The organism is Bacteroides nordii (assembly GCF_019930665.1).
Taxonomy (GTDB): domain Bacteria; phylum Bacteroidota; class Bacteroidia; order Bacteroidales; family Bacteroidaceae; genus Bacteroides; species Bacteroides nordii.
Genome location: NZ_CP082886.1, coordinates 3,968,237 through 3,991,234 on the forward strand (window position 1 = coordinate 3,968,237; position 22,998 = coordinate 3,991,234).

A 22,998-nucleotide genomic window follows, 5' to 3' on the forward strand; every position below is an offset into this window, starting at 1 on the left:
GATCTTATTTTTTAGTTTTATCATTAAACTACAGGATAAAGAACACCTCTCTTTATCGTTGTATTCACACAATTCATACCTATATAATAAGGTAGAATATTATAGTCCGTTGAGTCCAGAACCACGAAGTCACCTTGTTTGCCAACTTCAATACTACCAATGCGGTCGGCACGGTTCAATGCAGCAGCTCCGTTCAAAGTTAATGCAGTAATAGCTTCCTCAATGGTAAAGCCCATGTAAATACAGGCAAGCGCAAAGGTTAGTGGGATAGAACCGGAAAAACAGCTGCCCGGATTCAAATCTGTAGCTAAAGCCACGGCACAACCGGCATCCAACATATCACGGGCACGGGCATAAGGTTCTTTCAGCGCAAAAGCAGTCAGAGGCAACAAGGTAGCTACCACTCCGGCTTCAGCCATTGCACGGATACCAGTATCAGAAGCATGTAACAGATGATCGGCAGACAAAGCATTCAGTTCAGCGGCTAACTCGGCCCCTCCGAGCGAAACGATTTCATCCGCATGAAGTTTCAGCAGGAAACCTTGATCACGTGCGGCTGTAAGCAAACGACGGGACTGTTCTATCGAGAAAACCCCTTGTTCACAAAAAACGTCACAACATTCGGCGAGTTCGTTTTGCCGGATAATGGGAAGCATTTCATGAATCAGGAAATTAATATATTCATCCTCCCGTCCTGTATACTCCGGCGGCAAAGCATGCGCCCCCAGAAAAGTGGATACAATATCCACTCGCTTATGCTCATCGTTGTTCAAGCTACGCATTACTTTCAGTTGCAGTAACTCAGTGTCACGATTAAGCCCGTAACCGCTCTTTCCTTCTACGGTAGTAACCCCCATTACACTCATTTTTCTCAAAAAGCCTTCAGCTTTGGAACGCATCTTGACAAAGTTTTGCTCACGGGTAGCCTTCACCGTACTGGCAATACCCCCTCCGCGTTGCATTATGGACATATAACTTTCTCCTTTCAAACGCCAGGAGAATTCTTCTGCACGTTCACCTGCAAAAACAAAATGGGTATGCGAATCAACAAAACCAGGCAATAAACACTTGCCACGGGCATTATAGTGCCAATAGTGATGATAATAACCATCACGCTCTTCACCGCGGTTCTGCCCAACGTAAGTAATAATACCATCAGTAACTTCTACCGTACCGTTTTCAATAATCTGCAGTTGTGACATCTCCTTACCCTTCCGGGCGGAAAAGCCGAGGGGAGTCACAATCTTTGCATTAAATATAATCAGGTTTTCACTCATACTTATTTAGTATTTTAGAACGTAAATGACCCTTAATCTACGTTCCATATATCATTCCATAATTCGTGCTTCAAGTACTTGTTGCATAGAGAAGTTCTCCAAACCGAGATAATAAGAAGCAGTATCAATCAATGCCTCCATCGGAACAAGACCAATAATTTCACTACCAACAATACTCACCCCATAACGCCGGGCCTCGATACGTACCAGCTCAAAAGCACGATAAAGAGCAGTCTTCGTATAATCGGTCATATTGATAGATACTTGTGTGATCCCCCGGTCCTTCAATTCGACTCCCATTGCCTTACAATAACGAAGTCCACCACCAATGAAACGAATCTTTTTAGCAATATCATGAGCTATCTCCAGGTTAGGGGTACTCAGATTAATATTATACGCTACCAATGGCATACGTGCACCAATAGCTACAGTTCCTGCTGTTGGATGTCGCTCGGCCGGACCAAAATCAGGCGTCCATTCGGGAAGTTTTATCTTCGCTGCCATACCCTCAAATTCACCTTTGCGAACAGCAGCCAGATTCTCACGATGAGGGGCAGAAGCTGATTTCTCATATAAGAAGACAGGGAGCCCATAAAGTTCTGCCACCTTTGCCCCCACTTCTTTGGAAAGTGCAACAGCTTCATCCATCGTTGTATTCTTTATCGGAATAAAAGGAATGACATCTACTGCTCCCATGCGAGGATGTTGCCCTGTATGATGGTTCAGATCAATCAATGCGACAGCCACTCCAACTGCCTCTATGATGGCATCACGCAATGCCTCCGGCTCTCCAACAAGAGTCACCACCAGACGGTTATGATCTTCATCATTACTATAATCGAGCAGCTTTACTCCGGCACGTGCACGGAAAGGGGATATAATTTTATCTATTTTCTCTAAATCGCGTCCTTCACTAAAGTTAGGGACGCACTCAATGATTTTATTCCAGCTCATAGTTCGGTTATTAATTTATTAATCAGTTTTTCATCTGCAACATAAGGCATCGTTATATGATAGTTCTCTCCATGTGTCTTGTTAAACGTTTCACTTGTTTCCATAGCGTGTTCATTGCGTGCCCATGAGCGACGAGCCACACCGCCCATCACATCCCAAAGCATTGCCGAACGTAATATCTCATCCACCCGTTCACTGCCATCGCACACCATACCAAAACCTCCGTTTATCGCTTTTCCAATACCCACACCACCTCCATTGTGCAACGCGACAAGACTCATACCCCGGGCACAATTACCCGCAAAACACTGTACGGCCATGTCTGCCATTACATTACTACCATCTTTTATATTAGAGGTTTCACGAAAAGGTGAATCGGTCCCACTGACATCATGATGATCACGCCCCAGCATAATAGGCCCCACTTCACCCCGACGTACCATTTCATTGAAACGGAGTGCTATCTTCATTCTCCCTAACGCATCCTGATAAAGGATACGTGCCTGTGTACCGACTACCAAACGGTTCTTTTCGGCATCACGTATCCAGTTATAATTATCCAGGTCCTGACCACGACGATTCACATCCATGCACTCCATTGCAGCACGGTCAGTCTTTATCAAGTCTTCATGTTTGCCACTCAGGCACACCCAACGGAAAGGACCATAACCGTAATCAAACAACTCCGGCCCCATGATATCTTCTACATAACTGGGCCAGATAAAACCATCTTTCTCATCCACCCCATTACGCGAAATCTCCCGAACCCCGGCATCATAAATAGCTTTCATGAAAGAGTTTCCATAATCAAAAAAGTAGGTGCCACGGGCTACCAGTTTTTTGATCACTTCGAAATGACGGCGGAGCGAAATATCTACCAAAGAGCGAAACTTTTCGGGAGATTCATGTAAGAGACGCGTCCGTTCCTCAAATGTTAGTCCGGCCGGGCAATAACCACCTTCATAAACAGCATGACAAGAGGTCTGATCGGAAAGCAACTCAATAGGTATATTTTCTCTTTCGGCATATTCCAAAAGGTCGACTACATTACCATGATAGGCCACAGAACAAGGTTCATCCTGTTGCATGGCTTCCCATGCCATACGGTAAGCTTCACCCATATTATCTGTCACATGCCCTACCCACCCTTGCTCATACCGGGTTTCAATACGGGAAGCATCTACCTCGGCCACAATACAAGCTGCACCAGCAATCTCTGCTGCCTTGGGCTGAGCACCACTCATACCTCCCAAACCGGAAGACACAAACAGATGCCCCCGCAAATCCTTATCCTGAGGAATACCAAGTTTCATACGACCGGCATTCAACAAAGTGTTAAAGGTACCATGTACAATCCCTTGTGGTCCGATATACATCCAGCCACCGGCAGTCATCTGGCCATAATTGGCCACTCCCATTTGCATAGCCACATGCCAATCATGCTGATTATCAAACTGCCCTACCATCATCGCATTGGTAATAATTACCCGGGGAGCATCAGGACGTGAACGGAAAAGCCCCAGCGGATGCCCTGATTCTACTACAAGAGTTTGGTCCTGAGTCAGTTCTTCAAGATACTGTTTAATAAGGCGATATTGCATCCAGTTCTGACACACTTGTCCGGTCTCGCCATAAGTAACAAGTTCATAAGGATAGAGGGCAATGTCAAAGCAAAGATTATTATCAATCATCACCTGGAAAGCTTTACCTTCGATGCATTTGCCCCGGTATTCATCAATAGATTTAGCTTTCAAGTCGCCTTCGGGACGGAAACGATAACCATAAATTCTTCCACGCGTACGGAGCTCCTCCATAAATTCAGGAGCCAGTTGTTCATGAAATTCTGTAGGAATGTAGCGCAAGGCATTCTTCAAAGCAGTAGCTGTCTGCGCCGGAGTAAGCGTATAACCACGATCCGGTGCCCGCCGTATACCTTCTACAAAATTTGGATAGGCAGGTAAAGTGTTGCAGAGAGTCATTTTCATAATAACAAGGATTAAGGATTACAAACTGTCATAATTTACAGCTTGATAACTCTTCGCAAGATAGGAAAAAGGAAGGAAATCACAAAGATTTCAAGACATTTATTATCAAAAAGATTATTTCTTTGCAGTTTTAAGTAACCTAAGATACTTTCCGGTAGTCTCGGCAGATTCACTGTTTTCGTTCAGATAAGCTTCCTTCCATTCCGGATAGAAATCCAACAAAGCACACATCCGATCTCGTCCTACAAAGTCTATTTTCCCGGTGGTAGCATCAATCTCATAATATACACGCTTGGAAACCAGACTGGAAGCAGCTATGGCATCACCGACCACTCCTCCCAATGTGACATCCATTGTAACCGAAGAACTTGCTGCAACGACTCCAATTGGAATGGCACTAAAAAAGATGTTTCCATTTACCCACATGGCAGGAGCATACCATCCACCAAAACGAAGGCGCTTATAACGCAGTTTCTTGCAATTGATGTAAAGAGATGTATCTTCTTGTACAGCAAAACAACGCTTCTTCAGATATTTGCACAATGATTTGTCAGTATCAGCACTGATCTTATAATCAGCTCCTCCGGACAATGAAATATTATTTTTAGTTCGCTTTTCTATTTTCAAAGCCGTCACTGTATCGCCATCATGAGCCAGTAAATCTTTCAGGTTGGAATAAACAATGTTCTGTGCAACCAGAGGCAGTCCCACAATACTCAGTAAACAAATAATCCACAGTTTTTTCATAAGTACCTCCTATCTACAGCATTAATCGTTTGGAAAGTTACATCATTTGACGAATTGAAGCAAGTTTTTCAGTCGAAAATTTCTAAAAAAAGAAAGAAAAGCTTGACTGGGGTGTTAATTGTTAATGTAAACCAGTAGTTGGCCATTTTGAATAGACATTAGCAAAACTCACCACAGAGTTTAAATCTTTATTGAAACGCAGATGATCGCAGATTTTCGCAAAGGGAAACAAATGTATGACAAAGAACTACAGTCTTCTAATCTGCGTTCTGTGTTAATTCGCGTTTTATCAGATAAATAGTACTCTGTGCTACTGTGGTGAAATACACTCAAAACCGTTCAGTTTTGTGCTAAATGGCGCCTGTTATTACCATTTATCTCTTTCTCCGATATCAATAAAGCCCCATCTCGTAGAGTAATGTATGATGTCTCGGTGTGTAGCGTTGTTTTACATGTACATGTAAAACAACGCTGTGCACCGGGAAAAAGAACGTTCCTTTCTGAGAAAGACAGAAAACAATACCGGACAAGGGTAACAGCGGCGTTTAGGGACACTTCCGGCACCAAAAAGATATGCCCATAATCTCCGTTACTGATCGATAACTCTGTCTGTGGTGAGTATCTCCCCGTGCGGGAAGCACTCATTACTGGTCAATATTGGTACTTTCTCCTGAAACAGCCCGCTTTTGTTAATAAAAAGTAAATCTGCTATTGACAAAAACAAGCTCCACACACGCTACCTGTTAATTATACTACTTTTGTAAGAAACAAATAAAATAATATGGAACAGCTAAAGAATATTATCAATACTTATCAGGATATCATTAAGAGTGCAGAGCAGAAACTCGGAAAAGCAAAGCAACAGATCTACCGTATTGGCACTTTAAGACTAATATTATTCGTAGCCGGCATTGCAGGAGTTATTCATTTCTGGGACAATGGATGGATTGTTATCACAGGTGTGGTTGCCCTTACTTTCGTCCCTTTCCTTTTTCTGGTAAAGTTACATAATCGTTTGTTCTATCAAAAAGAGTATCTCGAAAAGAAAATAGAAATAAACCGGCAAGAACTTCAGGCTATAGAATACGACAGCTCTTCTTTTGACAGCGGAGAAGAATTTATCAATCCGGCACATCTCTATTCATATGACCTCGATGTGTTTGGCGAACGTTCACTTTTCCAGTATATCAACCGTACTTCAACTGATTTAGGCAAAAAACGGCTGGCTGCCTGGCTCAATACCCATCTGGAAAATAAAGCTGAAATAGAAAAACGTCAGAAAGCTGTAAGGGAACTTGCCCCGGAACTAAAGATGCGCCAGCGTTTCCGTATACTCGGCCTGCTATACAAAGGAAAATCTGCCGATGAAGAGGAAATAAAAGCATGGGCCGACAGTCCCAGTTATTATAGGAATCATGCTATCCTTCGGGCACTTCCTTTCATCGTTCCTGCTATTAATATTATATTTATAACACTGGCCATAGCAGGTATAGTATCAGGTACAGTACCAGGTATTATCTTTGTTGGCTTCTTCCTTCTCAGCTTTGCCTTTTCAAGAGGAATAACAAAGATGCAGGCACTCTATGGAAAGAAGCTTCAGATACTTGCTACTTATGCCAGCCTCATTCATATCATTGAAGAAAAAGAATATCACAGTGCTGTACTACAGGAGATAAAGGAACTTGTAGGTGGTGACAAACAAACCGCCTCACAGGCTGTTAAAAAACTTACTGCTTTAATGAATGCACTTGACCAACGTAATAATATGCTGATGTCTTTCGTTCTGAACGGTGCTCTTTTCTGGGAATTACGACAGATTATGCGGATAGAAGCCTGGAAAGAAAAGCATGCTTCCGAACTCCCATCCTGGCTCAAAGCTATCGGAGAAATGGATGCTTATTGTTCATTAGCTACTTTCGCTTACAACCATCCGGAGTATATCTACCCACAAATTACTTCTACTCCCTTCTCTATGGAAGCGGAAGCATTGGGACATCCACTCATGAACCGTGATAAGTGTGTATGCAATGATATAGACATCGCCAAACGTCCTTTCTTCATCATCATCACAGGGGCTAACATGGCAGGGAAAAGTACGTACCTGCGTACAGTAGGAATCAACTACCTATTAGCCTGCATAGGTGCACCTGTATGGGCCAAACAAATGAAACTGTATCCGTCCCGCCTAATCACCAGTCTGCGCACCAGCGATTCACTTACGGATAATGAATCTTATTTCTTTGCCGAACTAAAACGCCTGAAACTTATCATCGATAAGCTCGATGCAGGTGAAGAACTATTCATCATCCTTGACGAAATATTGAAAGGAACAAATTCCACCGATAAGCAAAAAGGTTCTTTTGCCCTTATCAAGCAATTTATGGCACTGCAGGCTAATGGTATCATAGCCACACACGACCTTATGTTGGGGACACTTATTAATCTCTTCCCCGAAGATATCCGCAACTATTGTTTTGAAGCAGAGATCACCAACAATGAGCTTACTTTCTCTTATCAAATGAAGAACGGAGTAGCACAGAATATGAATGCTTGCTTCTTAATGAAAAAAATGGGGATTGCCGTCATAGACGACTAATCCCCATTTCCTGCGATTCTTCAACTAACTCTTTTCATTTCAACTGAAGACTCAGCTTATTTTCCGGCAAAGTATTCGAACTGTTACCATACATAATTTCATAATCTCCCGGTACAATACGCATGGTATTAGTTTCGGGATCAAAAAATTCAAAAGTATCCGGTGAAAGTGTGATGTTGACTGTAGCAGACTTACCCGCTTTCAAGGTTACCGGACGGAAAGCCCGAAGGCTTTTCACCGGCCCCTCCTCATCGTCCGCTTTACGAATATAAATCTGTACTACCTCAGTTCCATCACGTTTACCTGTATTCTTTACATTAACTTTAAATTGCACCGGCTGATTGATAGTAGCCACCCGTTTATTTAATCCGGCTTTTGAAAATTGGAATGTTGTATAACTCAATCCATAACCAAAGGGAAATAAGGGACTCTCTGTCATATACCGATAAGTGCGTCCTTTCATACTGTAATCTTCAAAATCGGGTAACTGCTCTGTGTTTTTATAGAAAGTAACAGGTAATTTACCACTCGGATTATAATCACCAAATATAATATCAGCGACTGCTGTTCCGCCAGCCTGACCGGGATACCATGCTTGCAATATGGCATCACATGATTGAGTTTCGGGCACCAATGCCATTGCCGAACCGGAACAATTGACAAAGATCACTTTCTTACCAGCTTTCTTCAATGCCTTCAGAATGTTACGCTGTACTTCCGGCAGTTCGATTGAAGTCCGATCACCACCAACGAAGCCGGGACAATTCACAAAGTTCTTCTCTTCACCTTCGAGATTAGGAGAAATACCACCAACAAAAATCACAACATCCGCCTCCTTCACTCTTTCGGCTACTGCTTCGGGAGCAATCTGACGATAGATACCCAAGTCGAAACGCAATACAGCCTCAGCACCAGCCTGCATATATTCTATCTTGATCTTATACTCTTTCCCGGCAGCAGCTTTCAGGGTATATTCCCTTTTAGCGCTGGCATGTGTACCCCAATAGTTAATGACCTCTTGTCCATTCACGTATACACGATAGCCATCATCACCTTCAATAACCAATGTATAATCACCATTACTCTTCGGACGGAAAGTTCCCTCATACGAAGCAGTAAAGTTGTAAAGGTTCACTCCCGGAGCATAAACCGTATTACCTCCATTATTGAAGTTGAAAGGAGTGCTGACTTGCTGTATAGCTGCCACTTCACCTTTCAAATCCAGATTATTCCAATAAGTACCGGTAAAGCCAGGTTTACCGTTGTTAGATATTTCGCTGAAATAAGAATCGAATACTTGGTTCGTGAGTAACTCACATCCTTTCTCGTAAATAACATTACCTATTTTATTACGGATTCCTTCAAGAACAGTCACCGTGTGAGATGGAGTCCCTTCATAATTTCCCCATTGCATGACTGAATCGTTTGCATTAGGTCCCATTACGGCTATACGAGCGCCGGTTTTACCCAATGGCAATACCCCATTGTTGTGTAGCAATACCATCGATTTGCGGGTAATATCCAAAGCCATTTGCTTGTGCATCTGACAATCTACCGTATCGATACTAATCTTACTCCAAGGAACCAAAGCATCATCGTCCATCTCTCCTAATTCAAAACGGGCTTTCAACAGACGAAACAAGCTGGTGTTGATTCTCTCTTCAGAGATAAGCCCCTCTTTTACCGCCTTGTCCAAGTGAGCGTATTCAATGCCACACTCCAAATCCGTTCCACTGAGCACAGCTGCCGCACTGGCATCGGCCGCGTTCTTGTGGGTAGCATGGCGATCACTATAGAAAAAGTCACTGATAGCTCCGCAATCACTCACCACCACATGCTTATATCCCCAATCGTCACGTAAAATCTGAGTCAGCAGTCGATTACTTCCACAGCAAGGATCGCCCTCAAACCGGTTGTAAGCACACATTACCTCTTTCACATCAGCTTCTTGTACCAATGTTTTAAAAGCCGGTAAATAGGTTTCCCACAAATCACGGGGAGAAATATTCTCAGCATTGAAGGAGTGGCGTTTAGCTTCCGGCCCGCTATGCACTGCATAGTGCTTGGCACAAGCGTGAAGTTTATTGTACTTGGCATCGGCCGGCCCTTGCAAACCTTTTACTACTGCCACTCCCATACGACTTGTCAAATAGGGATCTTCTCCATAGGTCTCCTGACCACGTCCCCAGCGCGGATCACGAAAGATATTTATATTTGGAGTCCAAAAAGTCAGGCCTTCGCAACGCACGCCTCTCCGACCTTGCCGATGTGCATCGTGATACTTGGCACGAGCCTCATCGCTGACTGCTGTGAATATATCCTCTATAGCTTTGTCATCAAACGATGATGCCATCCCCATAGTAATTGGGAAAACAGTAGCAATTCCGGCACGAGCCACACCGTGTAACGCTTCATTCCACCAATCGTAGTGAGCTATACCCAAACGCTCTATCGGGAAAGATTCATTTTGCATCAGAGTTACCTTTTCTTTTAAGGTTAGCCGCCCTAACAAATCTTCGGCACGCTCTTCCGGAGAGAGATTGGGATTCCTGTAAGGCTCATTTTGTGCCATACCAACCAGAGTAGCTGTACTCAAGCATAAAGTGATAATAAGCTGTTTCATCATATTCCTTTTTATTTATTTTTATTCCTGCACAAGTCTATCAGTAATAACTACCTATTGAATTATCTATTTTATTAAGTGGTACTTCAAATTTAATTCATACTATGCCAGTGTTTTATTGAAACGCAAATGATCGCAGATTTTCGCAGATTAGATGGCTTGCTGCACTTAAGGAACGATATTCTTTACGTAAATTTGCAATAATCTGCGTTTCAATGATACGATCATTTAATTAGGATACAGTACTTATCTTAATAGTTTCCTCAATGCTAATATTCTCAGAAGAACCACCCACCTGAAAAACATACTCACCTGTGGGAGTCACAAACTGACGGGTCTTCTCATCCCAATAACGTAACTCCTTTTTAGGTATAGAAATAGTAATATCTGCAGATTTTCCTTTCTTTAAATGTACTCTGGAGAAACCTTTCAGTTGCTTTAACGGCATGTATGTCCCCGTTTCCGGATAACGGACATATACCTGAGCTACCTCATCACCATCGTACTTTCCTACATTGGAGAGATTGAATGTAATGTCAACCGTATCATTTGACTGCATAATACTCTTTTTCTTATATTTAAAATTCGTATAACTCAATCCGTAGCCAAACTCATACAAAGGTTTTCCCTCAAAATATTGATAGGTCCTGTTCTTCACAGAATAATCATCAAACGCAGGAAGTTCATCCAACGAGTTGTAATAGGTCAATGGAAGACGTCCACCCGGATTATAATCACCAAACAGAACTTCGGCCACTGCATTACCTCCCTGTTCACCGGGATACCATGCGTTCAGTATAGCCGGAACATTTTCGTCCATCCAATTAATGGCCATAGAACTCCCGGCAACCAACACTACAACCGTATTTGGATTTACTTTATAAAGCTCTTTAATAAACTCTTGCTGATCAATAGGTAACTCAAGCGAATAACGATCCTGCCCTTCTCTTTCAATAGATTTATTAATACCCAGTACCGCTACTGTCACGTCACATTCCTTTGCTACTTTTCCAGCATCTCCAAACAATGCTAAACGGTTGGTCTGATCTGTAACCGGTGCTTTCCAGTAAAGGCGTGCGAAACAGTCACCACCACCATCAAAATATTCCACTCTTAAATCATACGTTTTACCGGCTTCCAGCTTCACTACGACTTGATCCATCTGGGCACTTCTCTCTGTCCAGGAATCTATTAGTTTCTTACCATCTAAAAACAAGCGGCAACCATCGTCTGTTTTCAACCCTAAGGTATAATCACCCGATACAACCGGCTTTAAAGTCCCTGTCCAACGAATAGACATAGGAGCTTCAGGTTGAAATCGATCAGGACGGTGAACAGGATCATAAAGTAACTCTTCTTCCATACGTACAGAAGGTGTACCTTGCAGATCGCTGTTATCGAAATATTCTGCTTTCAGGCCATTTGGGAAAAAGCCCTTGGAGATGGGATCAAAATCAGTACCACTGGATACCCAAGGGGCATGTACTACCTTTATATTTGCATTCTCGGCATATTTCTTAATGCCATCAAGTACAGAAACCGGAGTATTTTTAGGATTACCACTATAATCCCCGAATTCACAATGGGCAGCACTGATACCTACTACGGCAATGGATCTTATCTTTTTCCGGTTTAAAGGCAGGAAATTCTTCTGATTCTTTAGAAGAACCATACTTTGGCGAGCTGTTTCTAAAGCCAATTCCTGATGTTCTTTACAACCTATGACAGAGGGTTCTATTTTATTATAAGGATTCTGCGACGGATCATCAAAAAGCCCTAAAAGCATCCTTCCACGTAAAATATGATAAGCAGCAGAGTCTATTTCCGCTTCGCTGACCATGTATTCGTTGTATGCCTTCAGCAATGGAGCCGTATACACACGATCTCCACACTCCAGATCAAGTCCGGCTTTGAGAGCCAATGTAGCAGCTGCTTCCAGATTTTTCACATATTTATGTTTTGTCACCATCCATTCGGGGGCACTACAGTCCGAAACAATATAACCGTTAAAGTTCCAGTCACCACGCAATACTTTCTTGATCAGATAAGTGTTGACTGTACAAGGCACATCGTTTACAGCATTATAAGCCATCATGATGGATTGTGCCTTACCATCAACGATACAACGCTCAAAAGCAGGCAAGTAGTATTCACGTAAATCACGTTCAGACATTCTGGCATTACAACTTGAACGATTATGCTCTTCATTATTAACAGCAAAGTGTTTCGGAGTAGAGACTGTTTTCAAATAACGGGGATTATCTCCTTGCAAACCTTTGACAAACTCACAACCAATCCTTCCGGAGAGGAAGGGATCTTCCCCATAAGTTTCAGGAGTTCTCCCCCAACGAGGGTCACGGGCCATATTTACTGTAGGTGACCAGAACGTAAGCAGATCACTGCCACCAGCAATCTGTTTCTTTCCATAATCCAACTCTTTCCAACGTCCTCGTGCTTCATCCGAAATAGCAGTGGATACCCGAAAAATAAGATTAGGATTCCAGGTAGCAGCCAAGCCTATAGCCTGAGGAAACACTGTAAACTCACCCGGACGAACTACTCCGTGCAAGGCTTCATTGCCATGATTATATTTATCTATGTTAAGACGGGGAATTTCCCTTGCGTCGTTCACCAACAGAGAGACCTTTTCTTCCACCGTCAATCTATTAAGCAAATCTAAAATACGCTCATGCTGAGGAGCGGTCATGTCACGAAACAACTCAGTCTTGTTCTGTGCCTGTCCGGACAGAGAGAACACTAACAATGGAATCGAGCATCCTATTAATTTCAGAATCTTCATTATGCAAATTTATTGTTTAATAATTAAAGGGTTATCGTATTAAATGTTTTGGGAGCCAGTTTAATATTTATCACATAGCCTTTACAAGCTATCCGTACTTCCCGTTCTTTCTTATCCTTATTAGCGCAAAGGATGACAATCTGATTATCAAGGTTTTTGAATGCCAGTACATCATCACCATTCAAGACTTTCAGTTTACAGGCTCCTCTTCTTACAAAATGACTTAAATGCTTCATCAGATAAAATTCCGGCGTATAAATCACCTCTTTCGTCTGCGAATCAATACGAATCATCGTATTTTGTTTCCAGCCCCAGGAACTGGCTCCATCATCCGCCAACACCATATTCCAGTACATATAAGAATTGACGCCGCCATTTAAATAGATTTTCAGCAAATCAAAAGTATGTTCCGCAGCCGCCCAATCGAAAGTACCACTGCCACATTCGTTTTCTGTTTGCATCAATTTCATAGTAGGATATTCCCGATGAATATCGGCTACAACATCTTTTCCTTCCCATTGCAGACCGATCCCACGGATATACTCAGAGGCATCGGCATTCTCCATTACACACTTCAGGTCTTCCATCTTGTTACAATTGAACGTACCGAACCATAAATCGACATCCGGATGTTTTTCGCTAAATACAGGGCCCAGATATTTACCTATAAAGTTTGCCATAGCCTGGGGTGTCCAACTACAATTCGGCCACTGATGCTTTGTATACGGTTCATTCTGAAACTGTAGCAGAGAAATATCAATACCATTCTCCTTATAAGCATTTATAAACTTAGATAAATAGAGAGTGTAGGCTTTGAGATATTCCGGTTTTTGAATAAAATGATCTCCTGCTACTTCGTTTTCCTTTGTAAAATCATTATGATCGCCAGGAGCCGTCGCATAGTGCCGGGTGGTTTTCATCCAAACCGGAGGGCTCCACGGTGAAGCCCATAGCTTTAAATCCGGTTGAATAGCCAATGCCGCCTTTATATATGGAATCAATCCTGTTTTATCACGTTCTATACTAAAATTCTTCATCTCAAAGTCACCTGGACATTCATTAAAACTATACCAATCACGGGCATAGTCATTCGCACCGATTGGTAAACGGCAGAAAGTATATCGTACTCCATCCGGCCCAAATAATTCTTCCAGAATAGTTTTACGTTGTTTTTCTGACAACAGAGTCAAAGCGTCCCATCCCAACTCATTGAAACATCCTCCAAAGCCATCTATAACCTGTTCCTGAAACTCAGAAACGATAATATCCGCATTCGATTCAGCATACTTCTGAACTTTAATACGAGTCTTTTGCCATGGTAATTGTTCTGAAGTGGTATAAATCTCAGCCCTTTGCGCATTCAATGCCAAACAACTGTACACTAAAAAGAATGATAAAAATAAGGTTCTAATCTTCATATAGTTAAATTAATCATTAATACATGTATCCTCAAGTGAAGGAGGAGCGTCATTTACACCTGATCCCCATTCCGGATTACACTGGTTTCCCATTATAAATTCCAGTTTGCCTCCATTCATTATATCTTCGTGGCTAAACCAAGGCTTAGACCATACTTTGCCATTAAGTTTAGCGGACTGAATATATTTATTGTCAACCGAGCAATTACGGGCAACGATTTCCAAAACACTTCCACTACATAGCTTTAATTTAACGGAAGAGAAGAACGGACTTCCAATATTATATACCGGTAGTCCCGGAGTGACCGGATAAAAACCCATCATTGAGAAAACAACAAAAGAAGACAGTCCGCCACCGTCCTCATCTCCGGGAACTCCCATCAGGTCATTTCTAAACCACTGATGAATCAGCGAACGTATCCGCTTTTGTGTCTTCCAGGGAGCTTGTGCATAATTATATAGATAAGGAATATGTAAAGAAGGCTCATTAGCCATCGAAAATTGTCCCACATTTCCGGTGTGATCGGGTAGTTGAGAATAAAATTCGTACTTAGGTTTGCCCAGCCATTCATTAAAGGTCGCGTCTAAGTTATTAACAAAAGCATCAGCTCCTCCCATCATCTGCACTAAATCGGCAAAGTTGTGTTGAACATCCCAACGATAAGTCCAGCCGTTGTTCTCACCATAATACTCACGTGCGCCCATTCCTCCGGAAAAACGATAATCAAATGGTTCTATAAAATAGCCATCTTTATCTTTAGGATGAAAAAATAAAGTTTTCGAATTAAACAGATTCCGATAGTTATAAGAAGACGACAAATAAGAATCCGCTTCCGTCTTTAGTCCAAGAGCAGCAGCAATACGTGACAAACACCATTGATCATACGACGTTCCTAATGTCACAGCCACCGACTGACGTTTTTCAAAAGAGTTAACCTCAGGTACTGTCTCTTTTTCTCCGGGTATCAAAGAGGGTATATAGCCTTTCTCTTTATAAAATTGATCTATCCAACCTGATTGGGCACTCGACCATGGAGCCAATGTCTTCTCTTCTATTCCTGCTTTAGTATAAACGTATGCCTCTTGTAGATTAAAATCACGCAATCCTTTATACCAGGCATCCGCAATAATGGCAACTCCATGGTTACAATTCATTCGCCGGGAATCACCTGTCACTTCAGGGAAGTTGGGAAACCAATGGTCTGAACTCAATTCCGACATTCTCAAATAAGAACGTATTATATTCGTCTGTTTCTTTTGATCCATCAATATCCGTAAAGGATGGGCAGCCCGATAGCTATCCCATATCCAATCGTCTGTATAATAATCGTACCCGGCATCTTCATGAACTTTATTATCGTATACACTAAAATAATATCCATCTTCACTAATATTCACCGGACGTTCCAGACAACGATATAAAGAGGTGTAAAAAACAAACTTATCATTCTGCGTACCACCTGCGACTTGTATTTTACCTAACTCATCGTTCCATATCTTGCGTCCGGCGGTTGCAACATCTTTCAATTTGTAGTTCTTTATTTCTCTTCTCAAATTCTTCTTCGCTTGCTCTACACTAATATAGGAAACACCGTAACGAACGTTCAAAGACATCGGAGCAGCTTCCCACGCAACCACTACACAGGTATTGTCTCCTTTGGCTTTCTGTTTACCTACTTCCCATTTATCGGACTGGAGTGTGCCTATCTTTGTCGGTTTCACATCCATTTCCATATAGACATATACCCGCAGGTTATTCCACATGTTCTGATAACCGGAAATAACATTCCCAATAACCTCCAATTCACCATTTCCTGCATTCAGGATAAGATAAGGAGTTTCATTTTTCTTATAATTAAAATGATAAATCGCAGATTGACGGGACGGAGCAAATTCAACATGCAATTGTTGGTTGCACAAATCTACCTGGTAATGATAAGGCTTTGTGACTTCATTGTCATAGTCAAAATTAATCACCCGGGATAGTTCGGACTCATTTCCCTGAAAAGGCGATAGGTTAAAAGCAAAAGATCCCCGATGACTGATCTGTATCAGAGGAAGCCCATGAATTTTATCGGAAGTATAATCACCTCTTTGCGGATAAACCCGTAGCATACTATTGGGCAAATGTACAATCGGATATGTCGGTACCAACAAATGACTGATATTCCCCATGTATGGATTTACATAATCAACCGGTTCTTGGATAGAAGAGGCTTTCAATCCTATAGCGGAGTTCAGGCCCATAAAAAAGGATACAATAAGTATTTTACGTACAATATTTACCATAAATCAATAGTTACATGTGTTTTAAAAAGTGTTACTATAGAAAAACAGATCTCATGGAACAATTTGTTGTTATGCATCTCTACACCCATGAGACCTGAATAAAAAATCACTGAAAACAATCCTTATTTATCTAAAAAACAAGCCCTTTTACCTTATCATCGTTTCTTCCATGGTATACCAAATATCATAATCGGCATCACCATTGCTTCCGTCTTTCCCATCTTTCAACAAACGATAGCGATAATTCAAATAAAATGCCTGATATTTAATATTATTCTTTTCATAAGTCGTATAATAATTACTTTCTCCTGCCTTATCCAACATTTCAATCTGAGCAGTCCCCATCGGAGTAATGGTTAAAGTAGCATCTTCATTTATCGTGATACACATTGCATACTTCCTGATGTCCGCTTTCGTTAATTTAGAAGCATCATAACTATTCAGCCCAACAAAACAGCGAATAGAGTTTTTTGTCAAAGGTAACACATAACGGGTTAACGAGAAGGATTTACGAATATCCTTACCCTTCTCGGCATCGAAATGTTCTTCCAGACCTCTTGTTTGGTAAGTCGTTACAGGCGACTGGAAAGCATAATCATTTTTCAGTAATACACGATATAAGACGGTACGCTTATCCGGATTTATCTCATATGCCGATACACTCTTTATACGTAATGGTATCAGATAGATAGAATCGGGCGATAATCCTTCCGGACGTACATGTACCGGTATGGTACTATAATTATCTTCACTATCCGCTTTTAATACTGTACTCATAAGTGGTATATCATAACGGGCAGGATCAAGCAGGTGTGCAAATTTCGATTCATCAATATCAAAATTCAGCTTATTATACTTAGCCAATGCCTCGTTATCGGGTTCCAGCTCTACAGTTACATCCTGATCGATATGCTTCGTTCCCCCGCAACCAATACTGATATATCCGGTAGACACTTCCTGATTCAAATCGTGATTCACCGAAAAAGTCAGATTTTCAACGCTCAGGACATTTATCACTTTCTTGTACAATTCTTTGTCAAATTGTGCATCTTCGTCACATGCTGTCACTCCAACAGTCACAGCAGCTATCAATAATATACGACTTACTTTCATATTAATATTCTTCTATTCATATTGTTTACATTAATCATCCCATCCCGGATTCTGGTCCAGTTTAGAGGCCTTTCTCATTTCATCCCGGGGAATAGGTAAAAATACGGTCTTCCTATCAACCACACGGTTACGGTAATCGGCATGAGTGACAACAGAACGCTGATAGAAATCATATTGATCTCCTGTTATATTCATTCCTTCAATCGGTTTATTTTCTTCCTCCTCATAAATTCCCCAACGACGAATATCATAAAAACGTCGTCCTTCAGCCAAGAACTCCACCAATCGTTCTGTCACGATCTGTTTATCCATACTTTCTTCTGTGACATAATCTTGTGGACGTAAGCCCGGTAAACCGGCTCTATAACGAATCTGATTAAAAGCACTAATCATATCTTGAAGGTTACCGGCTCTTGACAGTTGATAGGTCTCGCCACTTTCCATCGTTATTGAGTGCGTACTATTCAAATGATTAACAGCTTCTGCATAAGACAAAAGAATTTCAGCATAACGAATAATAGGAAACGCTTTACTCACCCGGGTTCCCCCGTCAGCCCAACTGTCAAATGGATTAATATATTTTTTCAACACATATCCGGTCACAGCATAGTTTACTTTTGCATCTTCTCCGGAAGCAGCGTCCATTCCAGCAGAACCTCCTTTATAATATGTAACCGTTACATTCTTCTTATCTGTGGAGTTAGATGAAGTAGCCGGCCAGAAACACCCACTAAATCCAACGCAGGCATAGAATCGCATTTCACGATTAGCATACATATTATACGTATCTCTATTCAGACGATAGGCAGAGAATGTCTCTACCTTTTTGGTTTGGCCTTCTTCTGAATATTCATCGGGACTCGCTTCCTGAATTGTTTTTCCATTACGCGTTTTATATGCATCAATAAGTTTCTGCGTTAAGCACATACCGTTGTAGCCACCCATATTTATCGGAAAAGACTGACGTGTGAATTCTGCCACATCTCCGGAATTCCGGGCCCAGATAAATTCTTTGTTCTGAGTTGGATAAGTTTCTCCATTGAACATATCCGCATAAGATTTCAAAGGGTCAATCCCACCAGCTCCATTCGGAAAAGGATCAGAAGGTACACCCACCGGCAATGGCGGAGTTATATATGCCCCATTAGACAAAGCAACTACCGTATGCAATGTATAACGTTGTCCACCATCCATTTCCATCACTCGTTTGGCAGCCGCTGCCGCTATAGCCCACTTTCTTTCATCATAAGTCTGAGAAATATACTGTACCCCATCTGTACCACGCTTCCAATCTCCAAAATAACGATAGGCCGCTGCACCTCCATTAAATGCCGGGCTAGCAGCCTGTAAACGTATACGGGCAATAATCGCATAAGCAGCCCCTTTAGACGGACGGCCAAAATTCAAAATGGGTACATCAGATGATATATATTTGGCTGCCATTTCCAATTCAGAGCAAATATACTCCACTGATTCATCATAAGTAGCACGCGCACGATCATAATATTCAGCATCTGCATTCGTATCCAAAGGCTCATCTCCTATTATTATAACCGGTCCATAGTTCATCAGAATATGGTAATAAGCATATCCACGCAAAAAATGAGCATATCCCAATAATTCCTGTTTTTCTAACGGAGTGATATCCCTGCATTCGTTCATCCTACTCATTATCAGATTGGCTTTACGAATCACTTTATAGCACGTCCCCCAAACACCAAGACCTTTAGTATCGGCAGCAGAAACCTGCCCCAATGTCAGAGCTTTCCCATGAAACAGTCCAGGATCCATCAATGTAAAAATATCATCGGCCGCCGTAATACCAGGAGTAGCATCGTTCCCGAAAATCTTACTCTCGTCCGGCAATTCTCCAGCTGCTCCCCACAAATATTTTTCCAGATTCCTCTTATTAGAGAATACCGAATCATATTTTAATGTATCGTCAAAATACTTATCAACACTCAAAAAATCACATGAGCTCATTAATCCCAATGTTAAACACGAAATTAATAACACACTCTTATTTATGAATTTCATACTCATTCAAATTAAATCAGAAAAACATTACTTAAAAATTCACATACATCTGGAAAGCAAAGCGCTGCGGAATAGGATATGCACCACCATTATGATCGGCCTGTTCAGCATCCCACAGTTTCATCGGACTCCAAATACATAAATCAGACGCAACAAATTGTAAATCAAGAGAACGTACTCCCAAATATTTCAACAATTTACCGGCAGCCAAGTTATAGTTTACACTCACTTCCTGCAATCTCAAATAACGTGAATTAGCATGCCAGAATGTGGAGAACTGGGTGTTGTTCTTATTACTACCATAGCTAAGGCGAGGGAATTTTGCATTCGGATTCTCCGTTGAAGGATCACCGGAATAAGAAGCCGGGGTCCAACGGTTTCTTTGATCGGCTACAATTTTCAGTACATTACCGGTCTTTCCACCATAGAAAGGAATGTAACCTTCACCATTTTTCCCTTTATCCCAATATCCATTATCGTCTACAAAATAATAATCAGTATTACCGGTACCTTTGAATAAGACACCTAAGGTTAAGTTTTTATAGACAAATTCCCCACCAAATCCGTACATCAAACGCGGATAGTTCGGATAGGATAAAGGCACCTGGTCGTCATCCGTAATTTGACCATCACCATTCACGTCTTTATATTTGATATCACCCGGTAAATAATCGCCAAAAGTTTGCTTGGGACTGGCGGCAATATCTGCTTCATCTCGAAAAAGTCCTAAAGCAATATATCCGCGATATGCATTATTCACATAGCCTGCTTTATCCTTATAGCCATATTTCTGTACAGCCTGTTCCCAGTTTTGTACTTCATTGGCAGAATAAGTAAAGTTTCCACGCAACGTAAACGACATGTCTTTATTGATTCTCTGTGTAAATGAGATATTACCATCTGATCCATAGCTTACCATTTTTCCGACATTACCATACGGCATTTTCTGCAAACCGGCATATTCCGGGATCAGTTGACGTTCCTGATAAATACCATCGCGTTTATCTCGGAAAATATCTACCACAAAGTTCAAACGTTCGCCAAACAATTTAGCTTCAACGCCAATATCCACTTTCTTAGCAACTTCCCATTTCAAATTATCAGCTCCGATTACTTCCTCTGTAATAAATCCGTTGGAACTCCCCCAACCTCCGCCACCACCTGACTTCATAAGTGTCAAATAAGGAAAACGAGTATTCGTTAAACGATCATTACCTACCATACCGTAAGATCCGCGAATCTTTAAGAAATCTAACCACGGCATCTTCTCACGTACCCATTCATATCCGGTAGGAACCCATCCAGCAGCCATAGCGGGAAAGAACCCAAATCGATTTTCCTTGGCAAAATTAGCTGAACCCGTATAGCCGAAATTCAAATCTAAGAAATAAGTGTCACGAAGTCCGTAAGTAATACGCCCTGAAAGGCCCTGATAACGGATTGGAATAGCATACATACTTTGCAAACTCGGATCTTTATCATTAAGATCCTTATCTATCTTCTGTTCACTACTCATGTAATAGTACAGCAGTCCGGTCAGACGATGATATTCTGCAAAAGTCCTTTCGTAATTCAGCATCGATTCGAAATGTACTTTATAGAATTGCATATCTTCAGGATGTTTATAGGTGACAGGTTTACTCTCTACACTTGAAAATAGACCGAGCTTACCTGTATAATGGCGTCCCGCTGCATAAAACATCTCAGGAAGTACTTCACGCTGTTCTTTCAGATTCACCTCTGTATCATAAGCAACCTGTACCCTGCCACTCAACCCTTTCGTTATCATCGAAAAGTCTTGCTTCAATTCCACGGTAGATTTTCCGCGAAAATGCCGTATATTGCTCATTCCTGTATAATTCAACATCACATAGGGAGAGTACGCATTATCTGCTCCATAAGCAGGCAATTGCCCGGTTGAATAGACTTTTGGAATAGTCAGCGGAGTTAAGTTCCGCTGTGTAGCCCACAAATTATCTGTATTTGCATTACCCGGTTCGGACTTTTCGGAAAGAAATCCGTCTGAGCCAAAATAAACAGTGGTTGTCTTGGTAAGATTGATATCCAAATTGACACGATAGTTGTACGTACGATACCCTACTGCCGTTGAATATTTCGATGACTTCTCCTGCTTATAAGCAGAAGACTCATTGGACATACCCAAGCTTAAATAGTAGCGTGCCAAACTACCTCCACCTTTCGCATTTACATAATAAGTCTGTTGCAAGGCATTACGATTCAGAACTTCATCTTGCCAATTCACATCCGGATATAAATCCGGATCAAGCTGATATTTGATCAGATCCAATGCCATATCCGAATATGCAATCGGATTTCCTCGAACAGCAAGCGCCTCATTCGCCAATTTTGCATACTCATAAGCTCCCAAATACTCCGGCATGTTTACCATGTGAGAAATAGTCAGATTGGCACGTCCTGTGATTTGTAATTTATCAGCCGTACCTCTTTTGGTAGTCACCAATACAACTCCATTTGCTCCACGAACTCCATATACAGCTGTCGCGGAGGCATCTTTCAATATAGAAAAACTTTCAACATCCGACGGGTCAATTTCACTCAAGTTACCTTCCAAACCGTCTATTAATACGAGAGCACTGCTGTTAGCACCAAACGTACCAATACCTCGAATCCAAAACTCTGAGATATTTTTCCCAGGTTCACCACTGCGTTGTAATGAAATAATTCCCGGAATACGTCCTCCCAACATATTGTTGATATTAGTTGCCGGAGTCTGTATATCTGCTATATCTACATTCGTAATAGCACCTACTACACTGGCTTTACGTTGTGTCCCCATCCCCACAATGACCGTCTCTTCCAGTACTTGTGAATCTTGTTTTAATTTAATTACAACATTACTTTCCTGCTTGGTGACCAAATACTCTTCCTGTTTATAACCTAAGAAGGAAATGGCTATAACATCATTCTTTTGAGCTTTCAAAGAGAACTTACCATCAATGTCTGTGATAGTGCCCACTCCCGGAGAATTTTTAACGTAAACATTAGCTCCCGGAACCGGCATATCCAAATCATCGTATACTACTCCGGACACCGAAAACGTACTTTTTTGTTGTGCAAATGCAGTTATATAGCTACACAACAAGAATAATAAAAATATATATTTCTTCATACTATTAT

At 41.5% G+C, this 22,998-nt stretch carries 12 protein-coding genes; 1 reads left to right on the top strand and 11 read right to left on the bottom strand.

Features of this window, described 5'->3' with window-relative positions; genetic code table 11:
* Positions 1 to 23: 23 nt before the first annotated feature.
* The 4 genes from hutI to K8P02_RS15675 form a co-directional block, all read right to left on the bottom strand.
* A complete protein-coding gene (gene hutI / locus K8P02_RS15660; RefSeq protein ID WP_025866971.1) occupies positions 24 to 1,277 on the bottom strand; it encodes an imidazolonepropionase in 1,254 nt (417 codons plus the stop codon).
* Between the two features lie 51 nt (positions 1,278 to 1,328).
* On the bottom strand, positions 1,329 to 2,231 hold the full coding sequence (gene ftcD / locus K8P02_RS15665) for a glutamate formimidoyltransferase (RefSeq protein WP_025866970.1): 903 nt from the start codon (positions 2,229 to 2,231) through the stop codon (positions 1,329 to 1,331).
* Positions 2,228 to 4,216 carry a urocanate hydratase gene (locus K8P02_RS15670; RefSeq protein WP_025866969.1) on the bottom strand — a complete coding sequence of 663 codons (1,989 nt, stop codon included), beginning with the start codon at positions 4,214 to 4,216 and terminating at the stop codon, positions 2,228 to 2,230. Before K8P02_RS15670 ends, ftcD begins: the two co-directional genes overlap by 4 nt.
* A gap of 114 nt (positions 4,217 to 4,330) precedes the next feature.
* The gene (locus K8P02_RS15675) at positions 4,331 to 4,963 is read right to left on the bottom strand and encodes a DUF6563 family protein (protein ID WP_025866968.1); all 633 of its coding nucleotides are present in this window, start codon (positions 4,961 to 4,963) and stop codon (positions 4,331 to 4,333) included.
* Positions 4,964 to 5,744: 781 nt separating this feature from the next.
* On the opposite strand from K8P02_RS15675, the gene K8P02_RS15680 reads away from it, so the two are divergent.
* Positions 5,745 to 7,559: a MutS-related protein gene (locus tag K8P02_RS15680; RefSeq protein WP_025866967.1), complete on the top strand. Its 1,815-nt coding sequence runs from the start codon at positions 5,745 to 5,747 to the stop codon at positions 7,557 to 7,559.
* 34 nt (positions 7,560 to 7,593) lie between these two features.
* Here K8P02_RS15680 and xyl3A read toward each other — a convergent pair whose 3' ends face one another.
* From xyl3A to K8P02_RS15715, 7 genes are all read right to left on the bottom strand, one after another.
* Entirely contained in the window at positions 7,594 to 10,182 is a 2,589-nt protein-coding gene (xyl3A, locus tag K8P02_RS15685; protein WP_025866966.1) for a xylan 1,4-beta-xylosidase, read from the bottom strand.
* A gap of 232 nt (positions 10,183 to 10,414) precedes the next feature.
* Positions 10,415 to 12,982: a glycoside hydrolase family 3 protein gene (locus tag K8P02_RS15690; protein ID WP_025866965.1), complete on the bottom strand. Its 2,568-nt coding sequence runs from the start codon at positions 12,980 to 12,982 to the stop codon at positions 10,415 to 10,417.
* A 23-nt stretch (positions 12,983 to 13,005) separates the two neighbouring features.
* Positions 13,006 to 14,400, bottom strand: coding sequence for a glycoside hydrolase family 30 protein (locus K8P02_RS15695; protein WP_025866964.1), 1,395 nt, complete (start codon positions 14,398 to 14,400; stop codon positions 13,006 to 13,008).
* A 9-nt stretch (positions 14,401 to 14,409) separates the two neighbouring features.
* Positions 14,410 to 16,689, bottom strand: coding sequence for a GH92 family glycosyl hydrolase (locus K8P02_RS15700; protein ID WP_195349671.1), 2,280 nt, complete (start codon positions 16,687 to 16,689; stop codon positions 14,410 to 14,412).
* A 147-nt stretch (positions 16,690 to 16,836) separates the two neighbouring features.
* A complete protein-coding gene (locus tag K8P02_RS15705) occupies positions 16,837 to 17,802 on the bottom strand; it encodes a BT_3044 domain-containing protein (RefSeq protein ID WP_007487342.1) in 966 nt (321 codons plus the stop codon).
* 30 nt (positions 17,803 to 17,832) lie between these two features.
* Positions 17,833 to 19,839, bottom strand: a complete 2,007-nt coding sequence (locus K8P02_RS15710; RefSeq protein WP_025866963.1) for a RagB/SusD family nutrient uptake outer membrane protein — start codon at positions 19,837 to 19,839, stop codon at positions 17,833 to 17,835.
* A 31-nt stretch (positions 19,840 to 19,870) separates the two neighbouring features.
* Positions 19,871 to 22,990: a SusC/RagA family TonB-linked outer membrane protein gene (locus K8P02_RS15715; RefSeq protein WP_122201813.1), complete on the bottom strand. Its 3,120-nt coding sequence runs from the start codon at positions 22,988 to 22,990 to the stop codon at positions 19,871 to 19,873.
* Positions 22,991 to 22,998 lie beyond the last annotated feature (8 nt).

Excerpts from the sequence above, each read along its gene's own strand:
- hutI (WP_025866971.1), bottom strand. The coding sequence starts at position 1,277 with ATGAGTGAAAACCTGATTATATTTAATGCAAAGATTGTGACTCCCCTC.
- ftcD (WP_025866970.1), bottom strand. The coding sequence starts at position 2,231 with ATGAGCTGGAATAAAATCATTGAGTGCGTCCCTAACTTTAGTGAAGGA.
- K8P02_RS15670 (WP_025866969.1), bottom strand. The coding sequence starts at position 4,216 with ATGAAAATGACTCTCTGCAACACTTTACCTGCCTATCCAAATTTTGTA.
- K8P02_RS15675 (WP_025866968.1), bottom strand. The coding sequence starts at position 4,963 with ATGAAAAAACTGTGGATTATTTGTTTACTGAGTATTGTGGGACTGCCT.
- K8P02_RS15680 (WP_025866967.1), top strand. The coding sequence starts at position 5,745 with ATGGAACAGCTAAAGAATATTATCAATACTTATCAGGATATCATTAAG.
- xyl3A (WP_025866966.1), bottom strand. The coding sequence starts at position 10,182 with ATGAAACAGCTTATTATCACTTTATGCTTGAGTACAGCTACTCTGGTT.
- K8P02_RS15690 (WP_025866965.1), bottom strand. The coding sequence starts at position 12,982 with ATGAAGATTCTGAAATTAATAGGATGCTCGATTCCATTGTTAGTGTTC.
- K8P02_RS15695 (WP_025866964.1), bottom strand. The coding sequence starts at position 14,400 with ATGAAGATTAGAACCTTATTTTTATCATTCTTTTTAGTGTACAGTTGT.
- K8P02_RS15700 (WP_195349671.1), bottom strand. The coding sequence starts at position 16,689 with ATGGTAAATATTGTACGTAAAATACTTATTGTATCCTTTTTTATGGGC.
- K8P02_RS15705 (WP_007487342.1), bottom strand. The coding sequence starts at position 17,802 with ATGAAAGTAAGTCGTATATTATTGATAGCTGCTGTGACTGTTGGAGTG.
- K8P02_RS15710 (WP_025866963.1), bottom strand. The coding sequence starts at position 19,839 with ATGAAATTCATAAATAAGAGTGTGTTATTAATTTCGTGTTTAACATTG.
- K8P02_RS15715 (WP_122201813.1), bottom strand. The coding sequence starts at position 22,990 with ATGAAGAAATATATATTTTTATTATTCTTGTTGTGTAGCTATATAACT.